This window comes from Streptomyces yongxingensis, from assembly GCF_055597465.1.
The window spans coordinates 6,570,673-6,587,148 of the sequence record NZ_CM145717.1 but is presented as its reverse complement, the minus strand read 5'-3'; the positions used below and the strand labels follow the sequence as shown (position 1 = coordinate 6,587,148).

Here is a 16,476-nt window from a genome sequence, read left to right as displayed (position 1 = left end):
ATGAAACAAACACCGGACACAACCCATACACATGGGGGTCAAACGGTTCATTGCTTCAGAACCAACACAGTGGACGCGAGCACCTGAGGACAAGCCCTCGGCCTATTAGTACCAGTCAACTCCACCGGTCACCCGGCTTCCATATCTGGCCTATCAACCCAGTCGTCTACTGGGAGCCTTAACCCATCACGTGGGTGGGAGCCCTCATCTCGAAGCAGGCTTCCCGCTTAGATGCTTTCAGCGGTTATCCCTCCCGAACGTAGCCAACCAGCCATGCCCTTGGCAGAACAACTGGCACACCAGAGGTTCGTCCGTCCCGGTCCTCTCGTACTAGGGACAGCCCTTCTCAAGACTCCTACGCGCACAGCGGATAGGGACCGAACTGTCTCACGACGTTCTAAACCCAGCTCGCGTACCGCTTTAATGGGCGAACAGCCCAACCCTTGGGACCGACTCCAGCCCCAGGATGCGACGAGCCGACATCGAGGTGCCAAACCATCCCGTCGATATGGACTCTTGGGGAAGATCAGCCTGTTATCCCCGGGGTACCTTTTATCCGTTGAGCGACGGCGCTTCCACAAGCCACCGCCGGATCACTAGTCCCGACTTTCGTCCCTGCTCGACCCGTCGGTCTCACAGTCAAGCTCCCTTGTGCACTTACACTCAACACCTGATTGCCAACCAGGCTGAGGGAACCTTTGGGCGCCTCCGTTACCCTTTAGGAGGCAACCGCCCCAGTTAAACTACCCACCAGACACTGTCCCTGATCCGGATCACGGACCCAGGTTAGACATCCAGCACGACCAGAGTGGTATTTCAACAACGACTCCACACTAACTGGCGTCAATGCTTCACAGTCTCCCACCTATCCTACACAAGCCGAACCGAACACCAATATCAAGCTATAGTAAAGGTCCCGGGGTCTTTCCGTCCTGCTGCGCGAAACGAGCATCTTTACTCGTAATGCAATTTCACCGGGCCTATGGTTGAGACAGTCGAGAAGTCGTTACGCCATTCGTGCAGGTCGGAACTTACCCGACAAGGAATTTCGCTACCTTAGGATGGTTATAGTTACCACCGCCGTTTACTGGCGCTTAAGTTCTCAGCTTCGCGGGATCGAAACCCCACTAACCGGTCCCCTTAACGTTCCAGCACCGGGCAGGCGTCAGTCCGTATACATCGCCTTACGGCTTCGCACGGACCTGTGTTTTTAGTAAACAGTCGCTTCTCGCTGGTCTCTGCGGCCACCACCAGCTCAAGGAGAAAATCCCATCACCAGCAATGGCCCCCCTTCTCCCGAAGTTACGGGGGCATTTTGCCGAGTTCCTTAACCATAGTTCACCCGAACGCCTCGGTATTCTCTACCTGACCACCTGAGTCGGTTTAGGGTACGGGCCGCCATGAAACTCGCTAGAGGCTTTTCTCGACAGCATAGGATCATCCACTTCACCACAATCGGCTCGGCATCAGGTCTCACCCTTAAATGAGGGACGGATTTACCTACCCCTCGGGCTACACCCTTACCCCGGGACAACCACCGCCCGGGCTGGACTACCTTCCTGCGTCACCCCATCACTCACCTACTACAAGTCTGGTCCGGCGGCTCCACCACTCCCCTTCACCCGAAGGATCCAGGGCGGCTTCACGGCCTTAGCATCGCCTGATTCAGCGTTGACGCTTCAAAGCGGGTACCGGAATATCAACCGGTTGTCCATCGACTACGCCTGTCGGCCTCGCCTTAGGTCCCGACTTACCCTGGGCAGATCAGCTTGACCCAGGAACCCTTAGTCAATCGGCGCACACGTTTCTCACGTGTGTATCGCTACTCATGCCTGCATTCTCACTCGTGAACCATCCACAACTCGCTTACACGGCTGCTTCACCCGGCACACGACGCTCCCCTACCCATCACAGCCCCCGTTAGGGGTCATGCTGCAATGACACGACTTCGGCGGTACGCTTGAGCCCCGCTACATTGTCGGCGCGGAATCACTTGACCAGTGAGCTATTACGCACTCTTTCAAGGATGGCTGCTTCTAAGCCAACCTCCTGGTTGTCTCTGCGACTCCACATCCTTTCCCACTTAGCGTACGCTTAGGGGCCTTAGTCGATGCTCTGGGCTGTTTCCCTCTCGACCATGGAGCTTATCCCCCACAGTCTCACTGCCGCGCTCTCACTTACCGGCATTCGGAGTTTGGCTAAGGTCAGTAACCCGGTAGGGCCCATCGCCTATCCAGTGCTCTACCTCCGGCAAGAAACACACGACGCTGCACCTAAATGCATTTCGGGGAGAACCAGCTATCACGGAGTTTGATTGGCCTTTCACCCCTAACCACAGGTCATCCCCCAGGTTTTCAACCCTGGTGGGTTCGGTCCTCCACGAAGTCTTACCTCCGCTTCAACCTGCCCATGGCTAGATCACTCCGCTTCGGGTCTTGAGCGCGCTACTAAACCGCCCTATTCGGACTCGCTTTCGCTACGGCTTCCCCACACGGGTTAACCTCGCAACACACCGCAAACTCGCAGGCTCATTCTTCAAAAGGCACGCAGTCACGACCGTGCTCCAAAGAACACGGCGACGCTCCCACGGCTTGTAGGCACACGGTTTCAGGTACTATTTCACTCCGCTCCCGCGGTACTTTTCACCATTCCCTCACGGTACTATCCGCTATCGGTCACCAGGGAATATTTAGGCTTAGCGGGTGGTCCCGCCAGATTCACACGGGATTTCTCGGGCCCCGTGCTACTTGGGTATCGCACAAGCAAGTTGCTGACATTTCAGCTACGGGGGTCTTACCCTCTACGCCGGGCCTTTCGCATGCCCTTCGCCTACATCAACAATTTCTGACTCACCCAGCCGCCGGCAGACGACTGAAGTACGAACCCACAACCCCGCATGCGCAACCCCTGCCGGGTATCACACACATACGGTTTAGCCTCATCCAGTTTCGCTCGCCACTACTCCCGGAATCACGGTTGTTTTCTCTTCCTGCGGGTACTGAGATGTTTCACTTCCCCGCGTTCCCTCCACATACCCTATGTGTTCAGGTATGGGTGACAGCCCATGACGACTGCCGGGTTTCCCCATTCGGACACCCCCGGATCACAGCTCGGTTGACAGCTCCCCGGGGCCTATCGCGGCCTCCCACGTCCTTCATCGGTTCCTGGTGCCAAGGCATCCACCGTGCGCCCTTAAAAACTTGGCCACAGATGCTCGCGTCCACTGTGCAGTTCTCAAACAACGACCCGTACCCCGTCACCCACACTCACCGTGCAGTACACCGGGACCGGCCCGAAGGACAGACCCATGGCCCGTACCCTCAGACACCCAACAGCGTGCCCGGCACTCTCAACCCTCCATCTCACGTTCCACGCCGAAGCAGTACTAGCGACCAGAGCAGGTCAAGTGTGCCGAATAGTCAACGTTCCACCCATGAGCAACCGTGCAAGACACTTGCTTGCAGTCGGCCATGTGCTCCTTAGAAAGGAGGTGATCCAGCCGCACCTTCCGGTACGGCTACCTTGTTACGACTTCGTCCCAATCGCCAGTCCCACCTTCGACGGCTCCCTCCACAAGGGTTGGGCCACCGGCTTCGGGTGTTACCGACTTTCGTGACGTGACGGGCGGTGTGTACAAGGCCCGGGAACGTATTCACCGCAGCAATGCTGATCTGCGATTACTAGCGACTCCGACTTCATGGGGTCGAGTTGCAGACCCCAATCCGAACTGAGACCGGCTTTTTGAGATTCGCTCCACCTCACGGCTTCGCAGCTCATTGTACCGGCCATTGTAGCACGTGTGCAGCCCAAGACATAAGGGGCATGATGACTTGACGTCGTCCCCACCTTCCTCCGAGTTGACCCCGGCAGTCTCCTGTGAGTCCCCATCACCCCGAAAGGCATGCTGGCAACACAGAACAAGGGTTGCGCTCGTTGCGGGACTTAACCCAACATCTCACGACACGAGCTGACGACAGCCATGCACCACCTGTACACCGACCACAAGGGGGACCCTGTCTCCAGGGTTTTCCGGCGTATGTCAAGCCTTGGTAAGGTTCTTCGCGTTGCGTCGAATTAAGCCACATGCTCCGCCGCTTGTGCGGGCCCCCGTCAATTCCTTTGAGTTTTAGCCTTGCGGCCGTACTCCCCAGGCGGGGAACTTAATGCGTTAGCTGCGGCACGGACAACGTGGAATGTCGCCCACACCTAGTTCCCAACGTTTACGGCGTGGACTACCAGGGTATCTAATCCTGTTCGCTCCCCACGCTTTCGCTCCTCAGCGTCAGTATCGGCCCAGAGATCCGCCTTCGCCACCGGTGTTCCTCCTGATATCTGCGCATTTCACCGCTACACCAGGAATTCCGATCTCCCCTACCGAACTCTAGCCTGCCCGTATCGAATGCAGACCCGGGGTTAAGCCCCGGGCTTTCACATCCGACGCGACAAGCCGCCTACGAGCTCTTTACGCCCAATAATTCCGGACAACGCTTGCGCCCTACGTATTACCGCGGCTGCTGGCACGTAGTTAGCCGGCGCTTCTTCTGCAGGTACCGTCACTTGCGCTTCTTCCCTGCTGAAAGAGGTTTACAACCCGAAGGCCGTCATCCCTCACGCGGCGTCGCTGCATCAGGCTTGCGCCCATTGTGCAATATTCCCCACTGCTGCCTCCCGTAGGAGTCTGGGCCGTGTCTCAGTCCCAGTGTGGCCGGTCGCCCTCTCAGGCCGGCTACCCGTCGTCGCCTTGGTAGGCCATCACCCCACCAACAAGCTGATAGGCCGCGGGCTCATCCTGCACCGCCGGAGCTTTCCACCACCAGACCATGCGGTCGGTAGTCATATCCGGTATTAGACCCCGTTTCCAGGGCTTGTCCCAGAGTGCAGGGCAGATTGCCCACGTGTTACTCACCCGTTCGCCACTAATCCCCGGCCGAAACCGGTTCATCGTTCGACTTGCATGTGTTAAGCACGCCGCCAGCGTTCGTCCTGAGCCAGGATCAAACTCTCCGTGAATGCTTCCGGGCTATCCCGGCAACACATCACGAGAGCGGAACGGAACCGGAGGAATAACCCGGACCGTCCACAGCGTCCTCGCTGTTGTGTTTCTTCAAAGGAACCTCGTCCAAGAAGGACGGGGTATCAACATATCTGGCGTTGACTTTTGGCACGCTGTTGAGTTCTCAAGGAACGGACGCTTCCTTCGAAACCGTTTCACCGGCTTCTCCGGGCGCTTCCCTTCGGTGTTTCCAACCTTACCAGATCCGATTTCCGGTCGTTTCCGATCCGAATTCCGTTTCCGATGGCCGGTTGGGTGGCCCTGCCTTTCGGCGTGTTTTCGACTTTAGCAGACGATCATCCGCCGAACCTAATCGGCTTCATGTGATGCCCGCGGGTGTCAAAAGGTGCTCCGTTTGGATTTCCATCCGTCTGCGGAGCGGTTCAGATGCGTTTTCGGGGTGGGCAGACTCTGCTCACCACAACCGTTTAAACCTACCTCCCCGGGCGACCTTGGTCAAGGACTCCCGGCAAGATTCTTTGTACGGTCCGTCCGAAGCGCCTGTGCACTCCGTTCGCCGCGACCTTCAAACGTACGCACCGGGGCTCCCTGGGTCAATAGGTTCCCGGAAGTTTCTCAACGCCGCAGGTCAGGGGGGTCGTCAGGCCGCGAAGGACGACGGTGGGCTCTCGAGATGCTCCAGCTCGATGCCGGGGGCGGCGAGCACCACGTCGCCGGCGATGTGGATCGTCCGGACCTCTCCGGTGTCCAGCTCGCTGACCTGGTACTCATCCACAACGAGCGGCACGGTGTCGGTGGTGTGACCGGTTCTGCCGAGAAGTGCCCAGGACTGATCCAGGGTGAGGGGCGCGAGGACCGGATCGGTGAAGGCCACGAGGCGGACGCGGACGGCTCCGTCGCCCGGTTCCAGGCGCAGCAGGCGGGAGACGGCGACCAGGAAGGCCGGGGAGGCGCCGGTGAAGGAGTGGGCGCGGACATTGCCCTCGGTCGCGTGCTCCCCCGTGGGGTCCGTGCGGACCCAGGTGACCCCGTCCAGCGCGGCGCCCCTGACCCGCCAGCTCGACGCGTGCAGTTCCACCCTGAGCGGGCGGCCGAGTTCGTCGAGGGTGAGGTCCACGGACCCGGTGTGATCGCCGGAGGGCGAGGTCCGCTGTGCGACATAGCGCCAACCGCTGGGGCCGGGAGCGCACTGGAAGTGCTCTTCGCCCAGGGGGGCGTGATCGTGCGGGTCGTGGAGGGAGTAGCGGCCGCGGGGCATGGTGAGGTCCTTGACGTGCGTCGGGCCCGCCCGGCCGGATGGCGCGGACGGGCCCTGGGGCCCCCGCCGGGGCGGGGGCCGGGTCAGCGGCCGCCGACGGTGCTGTCGGCGGCGCCGGTGCGATCAGCGGATGCGATCAGTAGCGGTAGTGGTCGGGCTTGTACGGGCCCTCCACCGGGACGCCGATGTAGGCGGCCTGCTCGGGCCGGAGCGTGGTCAGCTTGGCCCCGAGCGCGTCCAGGTGGAGGCGGGCGACCTTCTCGTCCAGGTGCTTGGGGAGCACATAGACGTCGATCGGGTACGACTCCGGCTTGGTGAAGAGCTCGATCTGGGCGATGGTCTGGTTCGCGAAGGAGTTGGACATCACGAACGACGGGTGACCGGTCGCGTTGCCGAGGTTCAGCAGACGGCCCTCGGAGAGCACGATGATCTTCTTGCCGTCGGGGAAGGTCCAGGTGTGAACCTGCGGCTTGACCTCGTCCTTCACGATGCCCGGAAGGGCGGCGAGCCCGGCCATGTCGATCTCGTTGTCGAAGTGGCCGATGTTCCCGACGATCGCCTGATGCTTCATCTTGGCCATGTCCGAGGCCAGGATGATGTCCTTGTTGCCGGTCGTGGTGATGAAGATGTCGGCGGTCTCCACCACGTCGTCCAGGGTGGCGACCTGGTAGCCGTCCATCGCGGCCTGGAGCGCGCAGATCGGGTCGATCTCGGTGATGATCACCCGGGCGCCCTGGCCGCGCAGCGACTCGGCGCAGCCCTTACCGACGTCGCCGTAGCCGCAGACGACCGCGACCTTGCCGCCGATCAGCACGTCGGTGGCGCGGTTGATGCCGTCGACCAGGGAGTGGCGGCAGCCGTACTTGTTGTCGAACTTGGACTTGGTGACCGCGTCGTTCACGTTGATCGCCGGGAAGAGCAGCGAGCCGTCCCGCTGCATCTCGTAGAGGCGGTGAACGCCGGTGGTGGTCTCCTCGGTGACCCCGCGGATCTCGGAGGCCAGCTGCGTCCACTTCTGCGGGCTCTCCGCGATGGTGCGGTTCAGCAGCTCGAGGATGACGCGGTGCTCGTCGTTCTCGGCGGTGGCGACGTCAGGGGCGGCGCCGGCCTTCTCGTACTCGACGCCCTTGTGGACGAGGAGGGTGGCGTCGCCACCGTCGTCCAGGATCATGTTGGGCCCGCCGGTGGGGGTCCCGGGCCAGGTCAGGGCCTGCTCGGTGCACCACCAGTACTCCTCCAGGGTCTCGCCCTTCCAGGCGAAGACCGGGATGCCCTGCGGGTTCTCCGGGGTGCCCTCGGGGCCGACGGCGACCGCGGCCGCGGCGTGGTCCTGAGTGGAGAAGATGTTGCAGGAGGCCCACCGGACCTGGGCGCCGAGGGCGACCAGGGTCTCGATCAGCACGGCGGTCTGCACCGTCATGTGCAGGGAGCCGGTGATACGGGCGCCGGCCAGCGGCTGCTGCTCGGCGTACTCCTTACGGATCGCCATCAGGCCGGGCATCTCATGCTCGGCGAGGGCGATCTCCTTACGGCCGAAGGCAGCCAGGGAGAGGTCGGCGACCTTGAAGTCCTGACCGGAGACGGCTGTCGTCATGAGTGCTGCTCCTCCTCGATCGTGTGCGAGCGAGAGTGGTTCGGCTGGGCATGCGAGGCGTCGGGCAGGGCCCCCGCGACAGCGGGCACACCTGTCCCCTTGTACCTCACAGTGCGCAGTCCGTCGGAGGCCCTCTCTCCCTCGGCCGGCCCGGAGTGCGGACCGCCCGACCGCCATCAGCAGCGACGTCTGGCTCGGTCACGAATCTACACCGATCGGCGGAGCGAACCCCAGCCCCCATCGGTCATCTTCGGCCGTACGGCTATGACCAGGGGCGGCGGATGCGCTGCCCCGGGGAGCGACGGCCGCGCTGTTCGGGGACGAGGGTCGCGTTGCTTCGGAGGGTCGACGGCCGCGTCGTTCGCGGGTCGACGGCCGCGTCGTTTCCGGAGTCGGGGGTTCAGGCCGTCGCTTTGATCCCGGCCGGACGTATTGCACGATGCCGCGAGCGCGGGGACGCTGGCAGCTTCCCGCGCCCGCTCAACGCGTTAAGGAGAACCACGTGACCAGTCCAGCCGATCCCCCCAACGGTGCGGGGGCCAGCGGACCGGGGCTCAAACTGCTCGCGGTGACCGCGTGTCCCACGGGTATCGCCCATACCTATATGGCCGCCGAGAAGCTGGCCCAGGCGGCGGAGTCGCTCGGCCACAGCATGAAGGTGGAGACCCAAGGCTCGATCGGGGCCGAGAACGTACTCTCTGACAACGATGTCAGCCAGGCTGACGGCATCATCATCGCCGCCGACAAGGACGTCGACCGCAGTCGTTTCGTCGGTAAGAGAGTGCTTGTCGTCGGGGTCGCCGATGGCATTCACCGGCCGCAGCGGCTGATCGAGCAGGTGCTGGACGCGCCGGTGTACGAGGGCGACGGCTCTGGTGCCGGGCGCGGTGCCCCGGGGGCGGCGGCTTCCGGGGGTGGTCGTAACGCTGGTGGCGGCGGTAAGGGGCGCAGCGTCACCTATAAGGCGCTCATGAACGGTGTCTCGTACATGATCCCGTTCGTGGTGGTCGGCGGTCTGCTGATCGCGGTCTCGCTCGCCCTGGGCGGTGATACGACGTCCAAGGGCATCGTCATCCCCGACGACTCCTTCTGGAAGACGGTCAACGACATCGGGAGCATCGGCTTCGAGCTGATGATCCCGGCCCTGTCCGGCTATATCGCCTACGCCATCGCGGACCGGCCCGCGCTGGTGCCCGGCATGGTGGGCGGCTGGATCGCGGCGCACGGCGAGCTGTACGACAGCGAGGCGGGCGCCGGCTTCATCGGGGCGATCGTCACCGGCTTCCTGGCCGGTTATCTGGTGCTGTGGATCAAGCGGGTCAAGGTTCCGAAGTTCGTCCAGCCGATCATGCCGATCATTGTGATCCCGATCGTGGCGACCTCGGCGCTCGGCCTCTTCTTCATCTATGTCCTCGGCGAGCCGATCTCCTGGGTCTTCGAGCAGCTCACCGACTGGCTCGGCGGACTGACCGGCACGAGTGCGGCGGTGCTCGGCATCATTCTCGGGTTGATGATCGCGTTCGATATGGGCGGTCCCGTCAATAAGACGGCGTTCCTCTTCGGTGCCGGGCTGGTGTCCAAGAACCCCGAGGTCATGGGGGCGTGTGCGGCGGCCATTCCGGTTCCTCCGCTGGGCCAGGGGCTGGCCACGCTGCTGCGTCGCCGGATTTTCGACGACCAGGAGCGGGAGACCGGGCTCGCGGCGCTCTTCATGGGCTTCTTCGGCATCACGGAGGGCGCGATTCCGTTCGCGGCGGCGCGTCCCGCGCGGGTCATTCCGGCGAACATGGTGGGCGGTGCGGTCGCCGGGGCGATAGCCGGAGTGGCGTCGGTCGAGGACAACGTGCCGCATGGGGGGCCGATTGTGGCGGTGCTTGGTGCGGTTGGTGGGGTGCCGATGTTCTTTGTCGCGGTGGTGGTGGGTACGGCGGTGACGGCGTTGGTGACGATTGGGTTGATGTCGGTGGGTGGGGGCGCTGTGGGTTCCACCGCGGGTGGCGCGAGTGCTGCGGGGGCTGTGGGTGGTGGCTCCGGGGCGCCGTCGGTCGCGGCTGAGCCCGTCCTTGCCGGGGTGGGCGGCGGTGACCGTACCCGGGAGGCGACTGGTGCTGCGGATGCCCGTAAGGCGGTCGCTCCTCAGGGGGTGGCCGCCGAGACCGGCGAGGTCGAGGCCGTTCCTGCGGGTCAGGTGCTGTCCGGGTATCTCACTGAGCAGACCGTGAAGGAGCGGTTGGCGGCTGACGGTAAGGACGCCGCGATCCGTGAGATGGCTGAGCTGCTGGCCGCGACCGGCAAGGTGACGGATACGGCGGAGCTGGTGCGGGCCGCGTTTGCCCGGGAGGACCAGGGCACGACCGGGCTCGGCGAGGAGATCGCTATTCCGCATGCCAAGACGGATGCGGTGACCGCTCCGGTCGTCGGCTTCGCGCGTTCTCCCGAGGGGATCGAGTGGGGTGCGCCGGATGGGACGAAGGCTCGGTTGGTCTTCATGATCGCGGTGCCGGAGGCGGATGCGGGGGATGAGCATCTGCGGATTTTGGCGTTGCTGTCGCGGAAGTTGATGGCTGCGGAGTTTCGGGAGCGGTTGTTGGGGGCGGGGGATGTGGAGGGGATATTGGGGGTGCTTGGGGAGATTGAGTAGGGCGGCGGCGGTTGGGGTGGGCTCCCCCCGCCCCTTCCCGAAACCGGGGCAAACCCCCCGGGCCCCCACCGGGCTCCGCCCCAGGCCCCAGCTCAGGTTCTCCGCCCGGGGCTCTACCCCAGGGCCCCGCCCCCAGCGGGTAGCTGGGGGCGGAACGGGTGCCCACGAACCGGGTGACATGTGTTGGCCCTCCGAACCCGCGATCTCGGGTTCGGAGGGCCGACGCGCGGGGCGGCTCCGCCGGGTTCGCTCAGGTGGAGGTTGAGGTCCGGAGGATGTCGGGTTCCAGGTAGATGACTCGGGCGATCGGGACCGCCTCGCGGATGCGGGCTTCCGCGGCGTCGATGGCGCGGGCGACCTCTGCCGCCGTGTCGTCGTGCTGGACCGCGACCTTGGCGGCGACCAGCAGTTCCTCGGGGCCGAGGTGGAGGGTGCGCATGTGGATCACGCTGGTGACGGTGTCGCCGTCCACGACGGCTTCGCGGATCTTGGCGACCTCCGTGGCGTCGGCCGCCTCGCCCAGGAGCAGCGACTTGGTCTCGGCCGCGAGCACCAGGGCGATCAGCACCAGCAGGATGCCGATGCAGAGGGTGCCGATGCCGTCCCAGACGCCGTCGCCGGTCAGCAGGGTGAGGCCGACGCCGCCGAGCGCGAGGACCAGGCCGACGAGGGCGCCGAAGTCCTCCAGGAGGACGACGGGGAGCTCGGGGGCCTTGGCGCGGCGGACGAACTGGGACCAGCTCAGCTTGCCGCGGATCTCGTTGGACTCCTTTATGGCCGTACGGAAGGAGAAGCCCTCGGCGATGATCGCGAAGACGAGCACCCCGACCGGCCAGTACCAGTGCTCCAGCTCATGGGGGTGCTGGATCTTCTCGTAGCCCTCGTACAGCGCGAAGACACCACCGATGGTGAACAGCACGATGGAGACGAGAAAGCCGTAGATGTAGCGCTCGCGGCCGTAGCCGAAGGGGTGCTCGGGGGTGGCCTCGCGCTTGGCCTTCTTCCCGCCGAGGAGCAGCAGCCCCTGGTTGCCCGAGTCGGCGATCGAGTGCACGCCTTCGGCGAGCATCGACGACGAGCCGCTAAAGGCGAACGCCACGAACTTGGCTGCGGCGATGGCCAGGTTCGCGCCGAGCGCGGCAACAATCGCCTTGGTTCCGCCTGATGCACTCATATGTGCCGAATTTCCCTTCCGCTTACATGGCAGCTCTTTGGCGGCTTTGCCAGTGCTTTACCGCCTCACGGCGGGCCATTGTTCCAGCCACTCGAGCGGGCCGTACCTCAGGCGGTCACTGTGGCCCTGAACACAGTGCCACCGCCGCTCAGGGCGGCCTCCTCGCCGGCCGGTACGAAGGCCGATTCCCCCCGCTTCAGCGGGAGTTCACCGTTCGCGCCGCGCAGGGAGACCTCGCCCGAGGCGCAGAGCAGGATCTGCGGGCCGGTCGTCGGCAGCGGGTGGGGCGCGGCGCCGTCGGCCAGGACGTGCCGGGAGAGCCGGAACTCGTCGATCGGGGTGGTGTAGAGCTCCTCGCCGGAGGAGTCCGCCTCGGGCCGCAGCACGGCGGGGGCGGCGCTCTCGAAGCGGACGACGCGCAACAGCTCGGGGACGTCCACGTGCTTGGGCGTCAGCCCGCACCGCAGCACATTGTCGGAGTTGGCCATGATCTCGACGCCCAGGCCGTCGAGATAGGCGTGCGGTACGCCGGCGCCGAGGTAGAGGGCCTCACCGGGCTGGAGGGTCACGAAGTTGAGCAGCATCGCGGCGATCACGCCGGGGTCGCCCGGGTAGTGCCGGGCGATGGAGGCGTACGCCGCGTACGCCGGGGCGTGCGGTCCGTCCTGCGCGCCGAGCCGCTCGGCGGCGGCAGTGGCCTGCCTTACGGTCTCCGCCATCGCCTCGGGGTCGGCCGTAAGGACGGCGGTCAGCACCTCGCGCAGGGCGTGCGACTCCGGGTGGGCGTGCAGGATGTCGACGTACGGCTTGAGCGAGTCGACCTCGAGGGCGGCCAGCAGCTCGGCCGCCTCGTTCGGGTCGCGGAAGCCGCACAGCCCGTTGAACGGCGTGAGCGCGCATATCAGCTCGGGCTTGTGGTTGGCGTCCTTGTAGTTGCGGTGCGGGGCGTCGGCCGGGACGCCGCGCTCCTCCTCGTCCGCGAAGCCCTCCTTGGCCTGCGCGAGGTCGGGGTGGACCTGGAGCGACAGCGGCGAGGCGGCGGCCAGCACCTTCAGCAGGAACGGCAGCCGGGGCCCGAAGAGCCTTACGGCGTCCGCGCCGAGCTCGCCCTCGGGATCCGCGGCGATCACCTCGGAGAGCGCGACGGAGCCCGCGCCCCGGTCGACCCGGGACGGCGCCCCGGGGTGCGCCCCCATCCACATCTCCGCCTGCGGCTCCCCGGTCGGCCGGACGCCCAGCAGCTCCGGGATGGCGGTGGTGGAGCCCCAGGCGTAGGGGCGCACGGTGTTGACGAGGCGGTCCATGCGGTGCGGTTCCTGACTGTGCAGTGAGGGACGTGGGGCGGGTGGTGCGTGCCTTACGGCATTGAGTACGGCCTTACGGTCGTACTCAATGCCTATGACGGCCTCAAGTTCTATCCGGCGAAGCGAGCGCGAGGTAAACGGCGGCGAAATCCGTGATGGCGAGAAGTTCCGCGGCGCTCTCCAGCAGGGTGCCCTCGGCCGGTTCCAGCTCGCTGAACGCGGTCTCGTGCGCCAGCGCGAGCTCCCGGGCGGTCGGCACGGCGGAGATGGGGCCCACCGGCTCGTCGTGGAGCAGCACGATCCGGGCGCGGAGCGCCTCGGGCTCCTCCACCCGGTCGCGGAAGAAGTCGTCCGGGTCGGCCCCGCCCGCGAACGCCCCGGTCAGCAGCGCGCCGTGCGCGGCGAGCGCCCCGGGGAGCTCGGCGACGAGCGCGGGGCGCCCGGCGAGCGCCGCGAGCAGCCCCGAGAAGCGCCGTCCGGTCGCGGCGGCGACCGGGCCCTCGGTCCACAGCAGCGGAAGCGCCCCGGCGAGCTCGGCCGCGAGGGTCTTGGCGGGGTTGGTGTAGGTGGCGATGGCCGGGCCGCAGCGCTCGGCGACCTGGTCGAGCCGGTCGGCGACCTGCTGCAGCGCGGTGGGCGGCGCGGACACCAGACCGATCCGGTCGACCAGCAGGAGCAGCGGGGTGAGCAGGGCCCACAGCGTGCCGGGCAGCGCGGGGCCGGTCATCTCGTCGGGGGCGGTGCCGGGCGGCTCGACGGGCTGCGGGACGGAAGGCGTCCCGTACGTGGCGGGGGCGCCGCCCAGGGCGCCCTCGGCGAGGGCGGTGTTCTCGGGGCCGGGCGCGCGCGGGTCCCCGCGGTACGGGTCGGTGCCGTACCCGCCGGTGGCGTACGGGGCCGAGCCGTACGGCTCCGTGGCCAGCGGCACCATCAGGCCGCGGGCCTGGGTGACCGCGTCGGCCAGCGGGGACTGGGCCGGGGCGACGGAGACGATGGCGCAGCCGCGGCGGTACGCCTGTTCGGCCAGGCGCGGAAGGCCCGGTTCCGTGCCGTCCGGGGTGGCGATGACCAGCAGGTCCAGCGGGCCCGCCCAGCCGGGCAGCGTCCAGCGCAGCGCGCCCGGCGCGGGGGCCACACCGGTGGGCATGATCAGGCTGACCGGGCAGTTGCCCCCGCTGAGCCCGCCGAGGAGGTCGGCGGTGCAGCTTCCGGCCGCCCCCGGGCCCGCGACCATGACGGCGCGCGGGCGCCCGTCCGGTTTGAGGTCGCCTATCCCGGCCTCGGCGGCGTGCCGGGCGGCGGTGCGGACGCGGGCGCCGGCCTCGGCGGCTCCGCGCAGCAGCCCGCGGGTATCCGCGCGGGCGAGGGCCTCGGGGGCGTCGAGGAGGGATTCGTCGAGCATCGTGCTTCGGCCTCCGATCGCCGTGGCGGGCGGTACGCGTGGGATCGCGCGGGGCTTACGCGTGGGACCGCGCGGGGCTGGGGCCCCGGCGGGCCGCCGGGTCAGGCCGGGCGGCGCGCCTCGTCGACGAGCAGCACGGGGATGCCGTCCCGCACGGGGTACGCGAGACCGCACCCCTCGCCCGTGCACACCAGCTCGAGGTCCTCCGGGGACTGCTCCTCGCGCAGCGGGGCGTGGCACGCCGGGCAGGCGAGGATCTCCAGAAGACCGGCTTCGAGCGGCATGGGGTCGTCCCTTCGGGTATGGGTCCAGCCGGACATCGGCCCGGCGAGGTCAGCGTACCGCCGGGCGGGGCCGGGGCGCGGCCGGTGTACACCGGAGCCCGGGGACTCCCCCGGGCTCCGGAAACGCTGTGGGTCCCGCGCGCGGGCCTCCGTAAGGGCGCGGGGGCCCGGTGGGCGCCGCGGACCTCGTAAGGATGCGGACGGCCGCGGGGGCCGCGCGGTGAAGGGCGTAAGGGCGCCGCGAACCTCCCTGCGGGCCCCGTAGGACGCGGACGGCCGCAGAGGCCACGCGCGGACGTCCGTAAGGACACGGACGGCCACGGGGCTGCGCGCGGACAGCCGTAAGGGCGTGCGGGGCTTCCTGCTCCCGTCCGCCTCCCTGAGGAGGCGGACGGGCGCGCGTCGACCGTCGTAAGGGCTAGGCGCGGACGATGGAGAGGACCTCGTCGCGGACCTCGGCTGCTGTCTCCGCGTCTCGGGCCTCGACGTTCAGGCGGAGGAGCGGCTCGGTGTTGGAGGGGCGGAGGTTGAACCACCAGTTGGCGGTGGTGACCGTAAGGCCGTCGAGTTCGTCGAGTTCGGCGCCCTCGCGGCGCTCGTACGCCGCCTTGACGGCCTCCATGCGCCCGGCCTGGTCGTCAACGGTGCTGTTGATCTCGCCGGAGGCCGCGTACCGGTCGTACTGGGCGACCAGGTCCGACAGCGGGCCCTTCTGGCCGCCGAGTGCGGCCAGGACGTGCAGGGCGGCCAGCATGCCGGTGTCGGCGTTCCAGAAGTCGCGGAAGTAGTAGTGCGCGGAGTGCTCACCGCCGAAGATCGCGCCGGTGCGGGCCATCTCGGCCTTGATGAAGGAGTGGCCCACGCGGGTGCGGACGGGGGTGCCGCCGTTCTCCTTGACGACCTCGGGGACCGACCAGGAGGTGATGCAGTTGTGGATGACCGTCCCGCCCGGGTGCTTGCCCAACTCGCGGGAGGCGACCAGGGCGGTGATGGCGGAGGGGGACACCGGCTCGCCGCGCCCGTCCACGACGAAGCAGCGGTCGGCGTCGCCGTCGAAGGCGAGCCCGATGTCGGCGCCGGTCTCCCGGACCCGGGCCTGAAGGTCGACGATGTTCTTGGGGTCGAGGGGGTTGGCCTCGTGGTTGGGGAAGGTGCCGTCCAGCTCGAAGTAGAGGGCGTCGAGCTCGAGCGGGAGCCCGTCGAAGACGGTCGGGACGGTGTGGCCGCCCATGCCGTTGCCCGCGTCCACGACGACCTTCAGCGGCCGGATGGCGGTCAGGTCCACCAGCGAGCGCAGATGGGCGGCGTAGTCGGCGAGGACGTCCCGCTGGGTGATGGTGCCGGCCTCGGCGGCGGGCTCGGGCGCGCCGCTGTCCGCCCAGCCCTCCACCAGGGCGCGGATCTCGGCGAGCCCGCTGTCCTGGCCGATGGGGGCGGCGCCCGCGCGGCACATCTTGATGCCGTTGTACCGCGCGGGGTTGTGGCTGGCGGTGAACATCGCGCCGGGCAGGTTGAGGTAGCCGCTCGCGAAGTAGAGCTGATCGGTCGAGCACAGTCCGATCTCGGTCACATCCACCCCGAGCGAGGCGGCGCCGCGCGCGAAGGCCCGCGCCAGACCGGGCGAGGAGGGGCGCATGTCATGGCCGACGACGATCGCGTCCGCGTCGGTCACCCGGGCGAAGGCGGCGCCGAAGAGTTCGGCGAGCGACTCGTCCCACTGGTCCGGGACCACACCGCGCACGTCGTACGCCTTCACGATCTGCGACAAGTCGGGCACAGCCAACCCCTTCTGGAGGTCCTGGTGG

General features: G+C 66.7%; 8 protein-coding genes and 2 rRNA genes. 1 reads left to right on the top strand and 9 read right to left on the bottom strand.

What is annotated here, in order from left to right:
- Nucleotides 1-85: 85 nt before the first annotated feature.
- The 4 genes from ACZ6TD_RS28460 to ahcY form a co-directional block, all read right to left on the bottom strand.
- Nucleotides 86-3,206: ribosomal RNA gene (locus ACZ6TD_RS28460) — 23S ribosomal RNA — on the bottom strand.
- A gap of 277 nt (nucleotides 3,207-3,483) precedes the next feature.
- Nucleotides 3,484-5,010 (bottom strand): 16S ribosomal RNA (locus tag ACZ6TD_RS28455).
- The 16S and 23S rRNA genes sit together here, the layout of an rRNA operon.
- A gap of 644 nt (nucleotides 5,011-5,654) precedes the next feature.
- Entirely contained in the window at nucleotides 5,655-6,272 is a 618-nt protein-coding gene (locus tag ACZ6TD_RS28450) for a hypothetical protein (RefSeq protein ID WP_471342688.1), read from the bottom strand.
- Between the two features lie 136 nt (nucleotides 6,273-6,408).
- Entirely contained in the window at nucleotides 6,409-7,866 is a 1,458-nt protein-coding gene (ahcY, locus tag ACZ6TD_RS28445) for an adenosylhomocysteinase (protein ID WP_471342687.1), read from the bottom strand.
- 502 nt (nucleotides 7,867-8,368) lie between these two features.
- Between ahcY and ACZ6TD_RS28440 the strand changes: the two genes are divergently transcribed.
- Nucleotides 8,369-10,507 (top strand): fructose-specific PTS transporter subunit EIIC, encoded by a 2,139-nt coding sequence (locus ACZ6TD_RS28440; protein ID WP_471342684.1) that lies wholly within the window; start codon nucleotides 8,369-8,371, stop codon nucleotides 10,505-10,507.
- Nucleotides 10,508-10,757: 250 nt separating this feature from the next.
- Here ACZ6TD_RS28440 and ACZ6TD_RS28435 read toward each other — a convergent pair whose 3' ends face one another.
- The 5 genes from ACZ6TD_RS28435 to ACZ6TD_RS28415 all read right to left on the bottom strand — a co-directional run bounded on the left by ACZ6TD_RS28435 (nucleotide 10,758) and on the right by ACZ6TD_RS28415 (nucleotide 16,448).
- Nucleotides 10,758-11,681 carry a cation diffusion facilitator family transporter gene (locus ACZ6TD_RS28435; RefSeq protein WP_471342682.1) on the bottom strand — a complete coding sequence of 308 codons (924 nt, stop codon included), beginning with the start codon at nucleotides 11,679-11,681 and terminating at the stop codon, nucleotides 10,758-10,760.
- A 107-nt stretch (nucleotides 11,682-11,788) separates the two neighbouring features.
- On the bottom strand, nucleotides 11,789-12,985 hold the full coding sequence (gene manA, locus ACZ6TD_RS28430; RefSeq protein WP_471342681.1) for a mannose-6-phosphate isomerase, class I: 1,197 nt from the start codon (nucleotides 12,983-12,985) through the stop codon (nucleotides 11,789-11,791).
- Between the two features lie 103 nt (nucleotides 12,986-13,088).
- Complete coding sequence (locus ACZ6TD_RS28425) at nucleotides 13,089-14,387, bottom strand: SIS domain-containing protein (protein ID WP_471342679.1); 1,299 nt, start codon at nucleotides 14,385-14,387, stop codon at nucleotides 13,089-13,091.
- 101 nt (nucleotides 14,388-14,488) lie between these two features.
- The gene (locus ACZ6TD_RS28420; RefSeq protein ID WP_471342677.1) at nucleotides 14,489-14,671 is read right to left on the bottom strand and encodes a Trm112 family protein; all 183 of its coding nucleotides are present in this window, start codon (nucleotides 14,669-14,671) and stop codon (nucleotides 14,489-14,491) included.
- Nucleotides 14,672-15,089: 418 nt separating this feature from the next.
- On the bottom strand, nucleotides 15,090-16,448 hold the full coding sequence (locus ACZ6TD_RS28415; RefSeq protein ID WP_471342675.1) for a phosphomannomutase/phosphoglucomutase: 1,359 nt from the start codon (nucleotides 16,446-16,448) through the stop codon (nucleotides 15,090-15,092).
- Nucleotides 16,449-16,476 lie beyond the last annotated feature (28 nt).

Coding starts and splice junctions, on each gene's coding strand:
- ACZ6TD_RS28450 (WP_471342688.1), bottom strand. CDS start 6,272: ATGCCCCGCGGCCGCTACTCCCTCCACGACCCGCACGATCACGCCCCC.
- ahcY (WP_471342687.1), bottom strand. CDS start 7,866: ATGACGACAGCCGTCTCCGGTCAGGACTTCAAGGTCGCCGACCTCTCC.
- ACZ6TD_RS28435 (WP_471342682.1), bottom strand. CDS start 11,681: ATGAGTGCATCAGGCGGAACCAAGGCGATTGTTGCCGCGCTCGGCGCG.
- manA (WP_471342681.1), bottom strand. CDS start 12,985: ATGGACCGCCTCGTCAACACCGTGCGCCCCTACGCCTGGGGCTCCACC.
- ACZ6TD_RS28425 (WP_471342679.1), bottom strand. CDS start 14,387: ATGCTCGACGAATCCCTCCTCGACGCCCCCGAGGCCCTCGCCCGCGCG.
- ACZ6TD_RS28420 (WP_471342677.1), bottom strand. CDS start 14,671: ATGCCGCTCGAAGCCGGTCTTCTGGAGATCCTCGCCTGCCCGGCGTGC.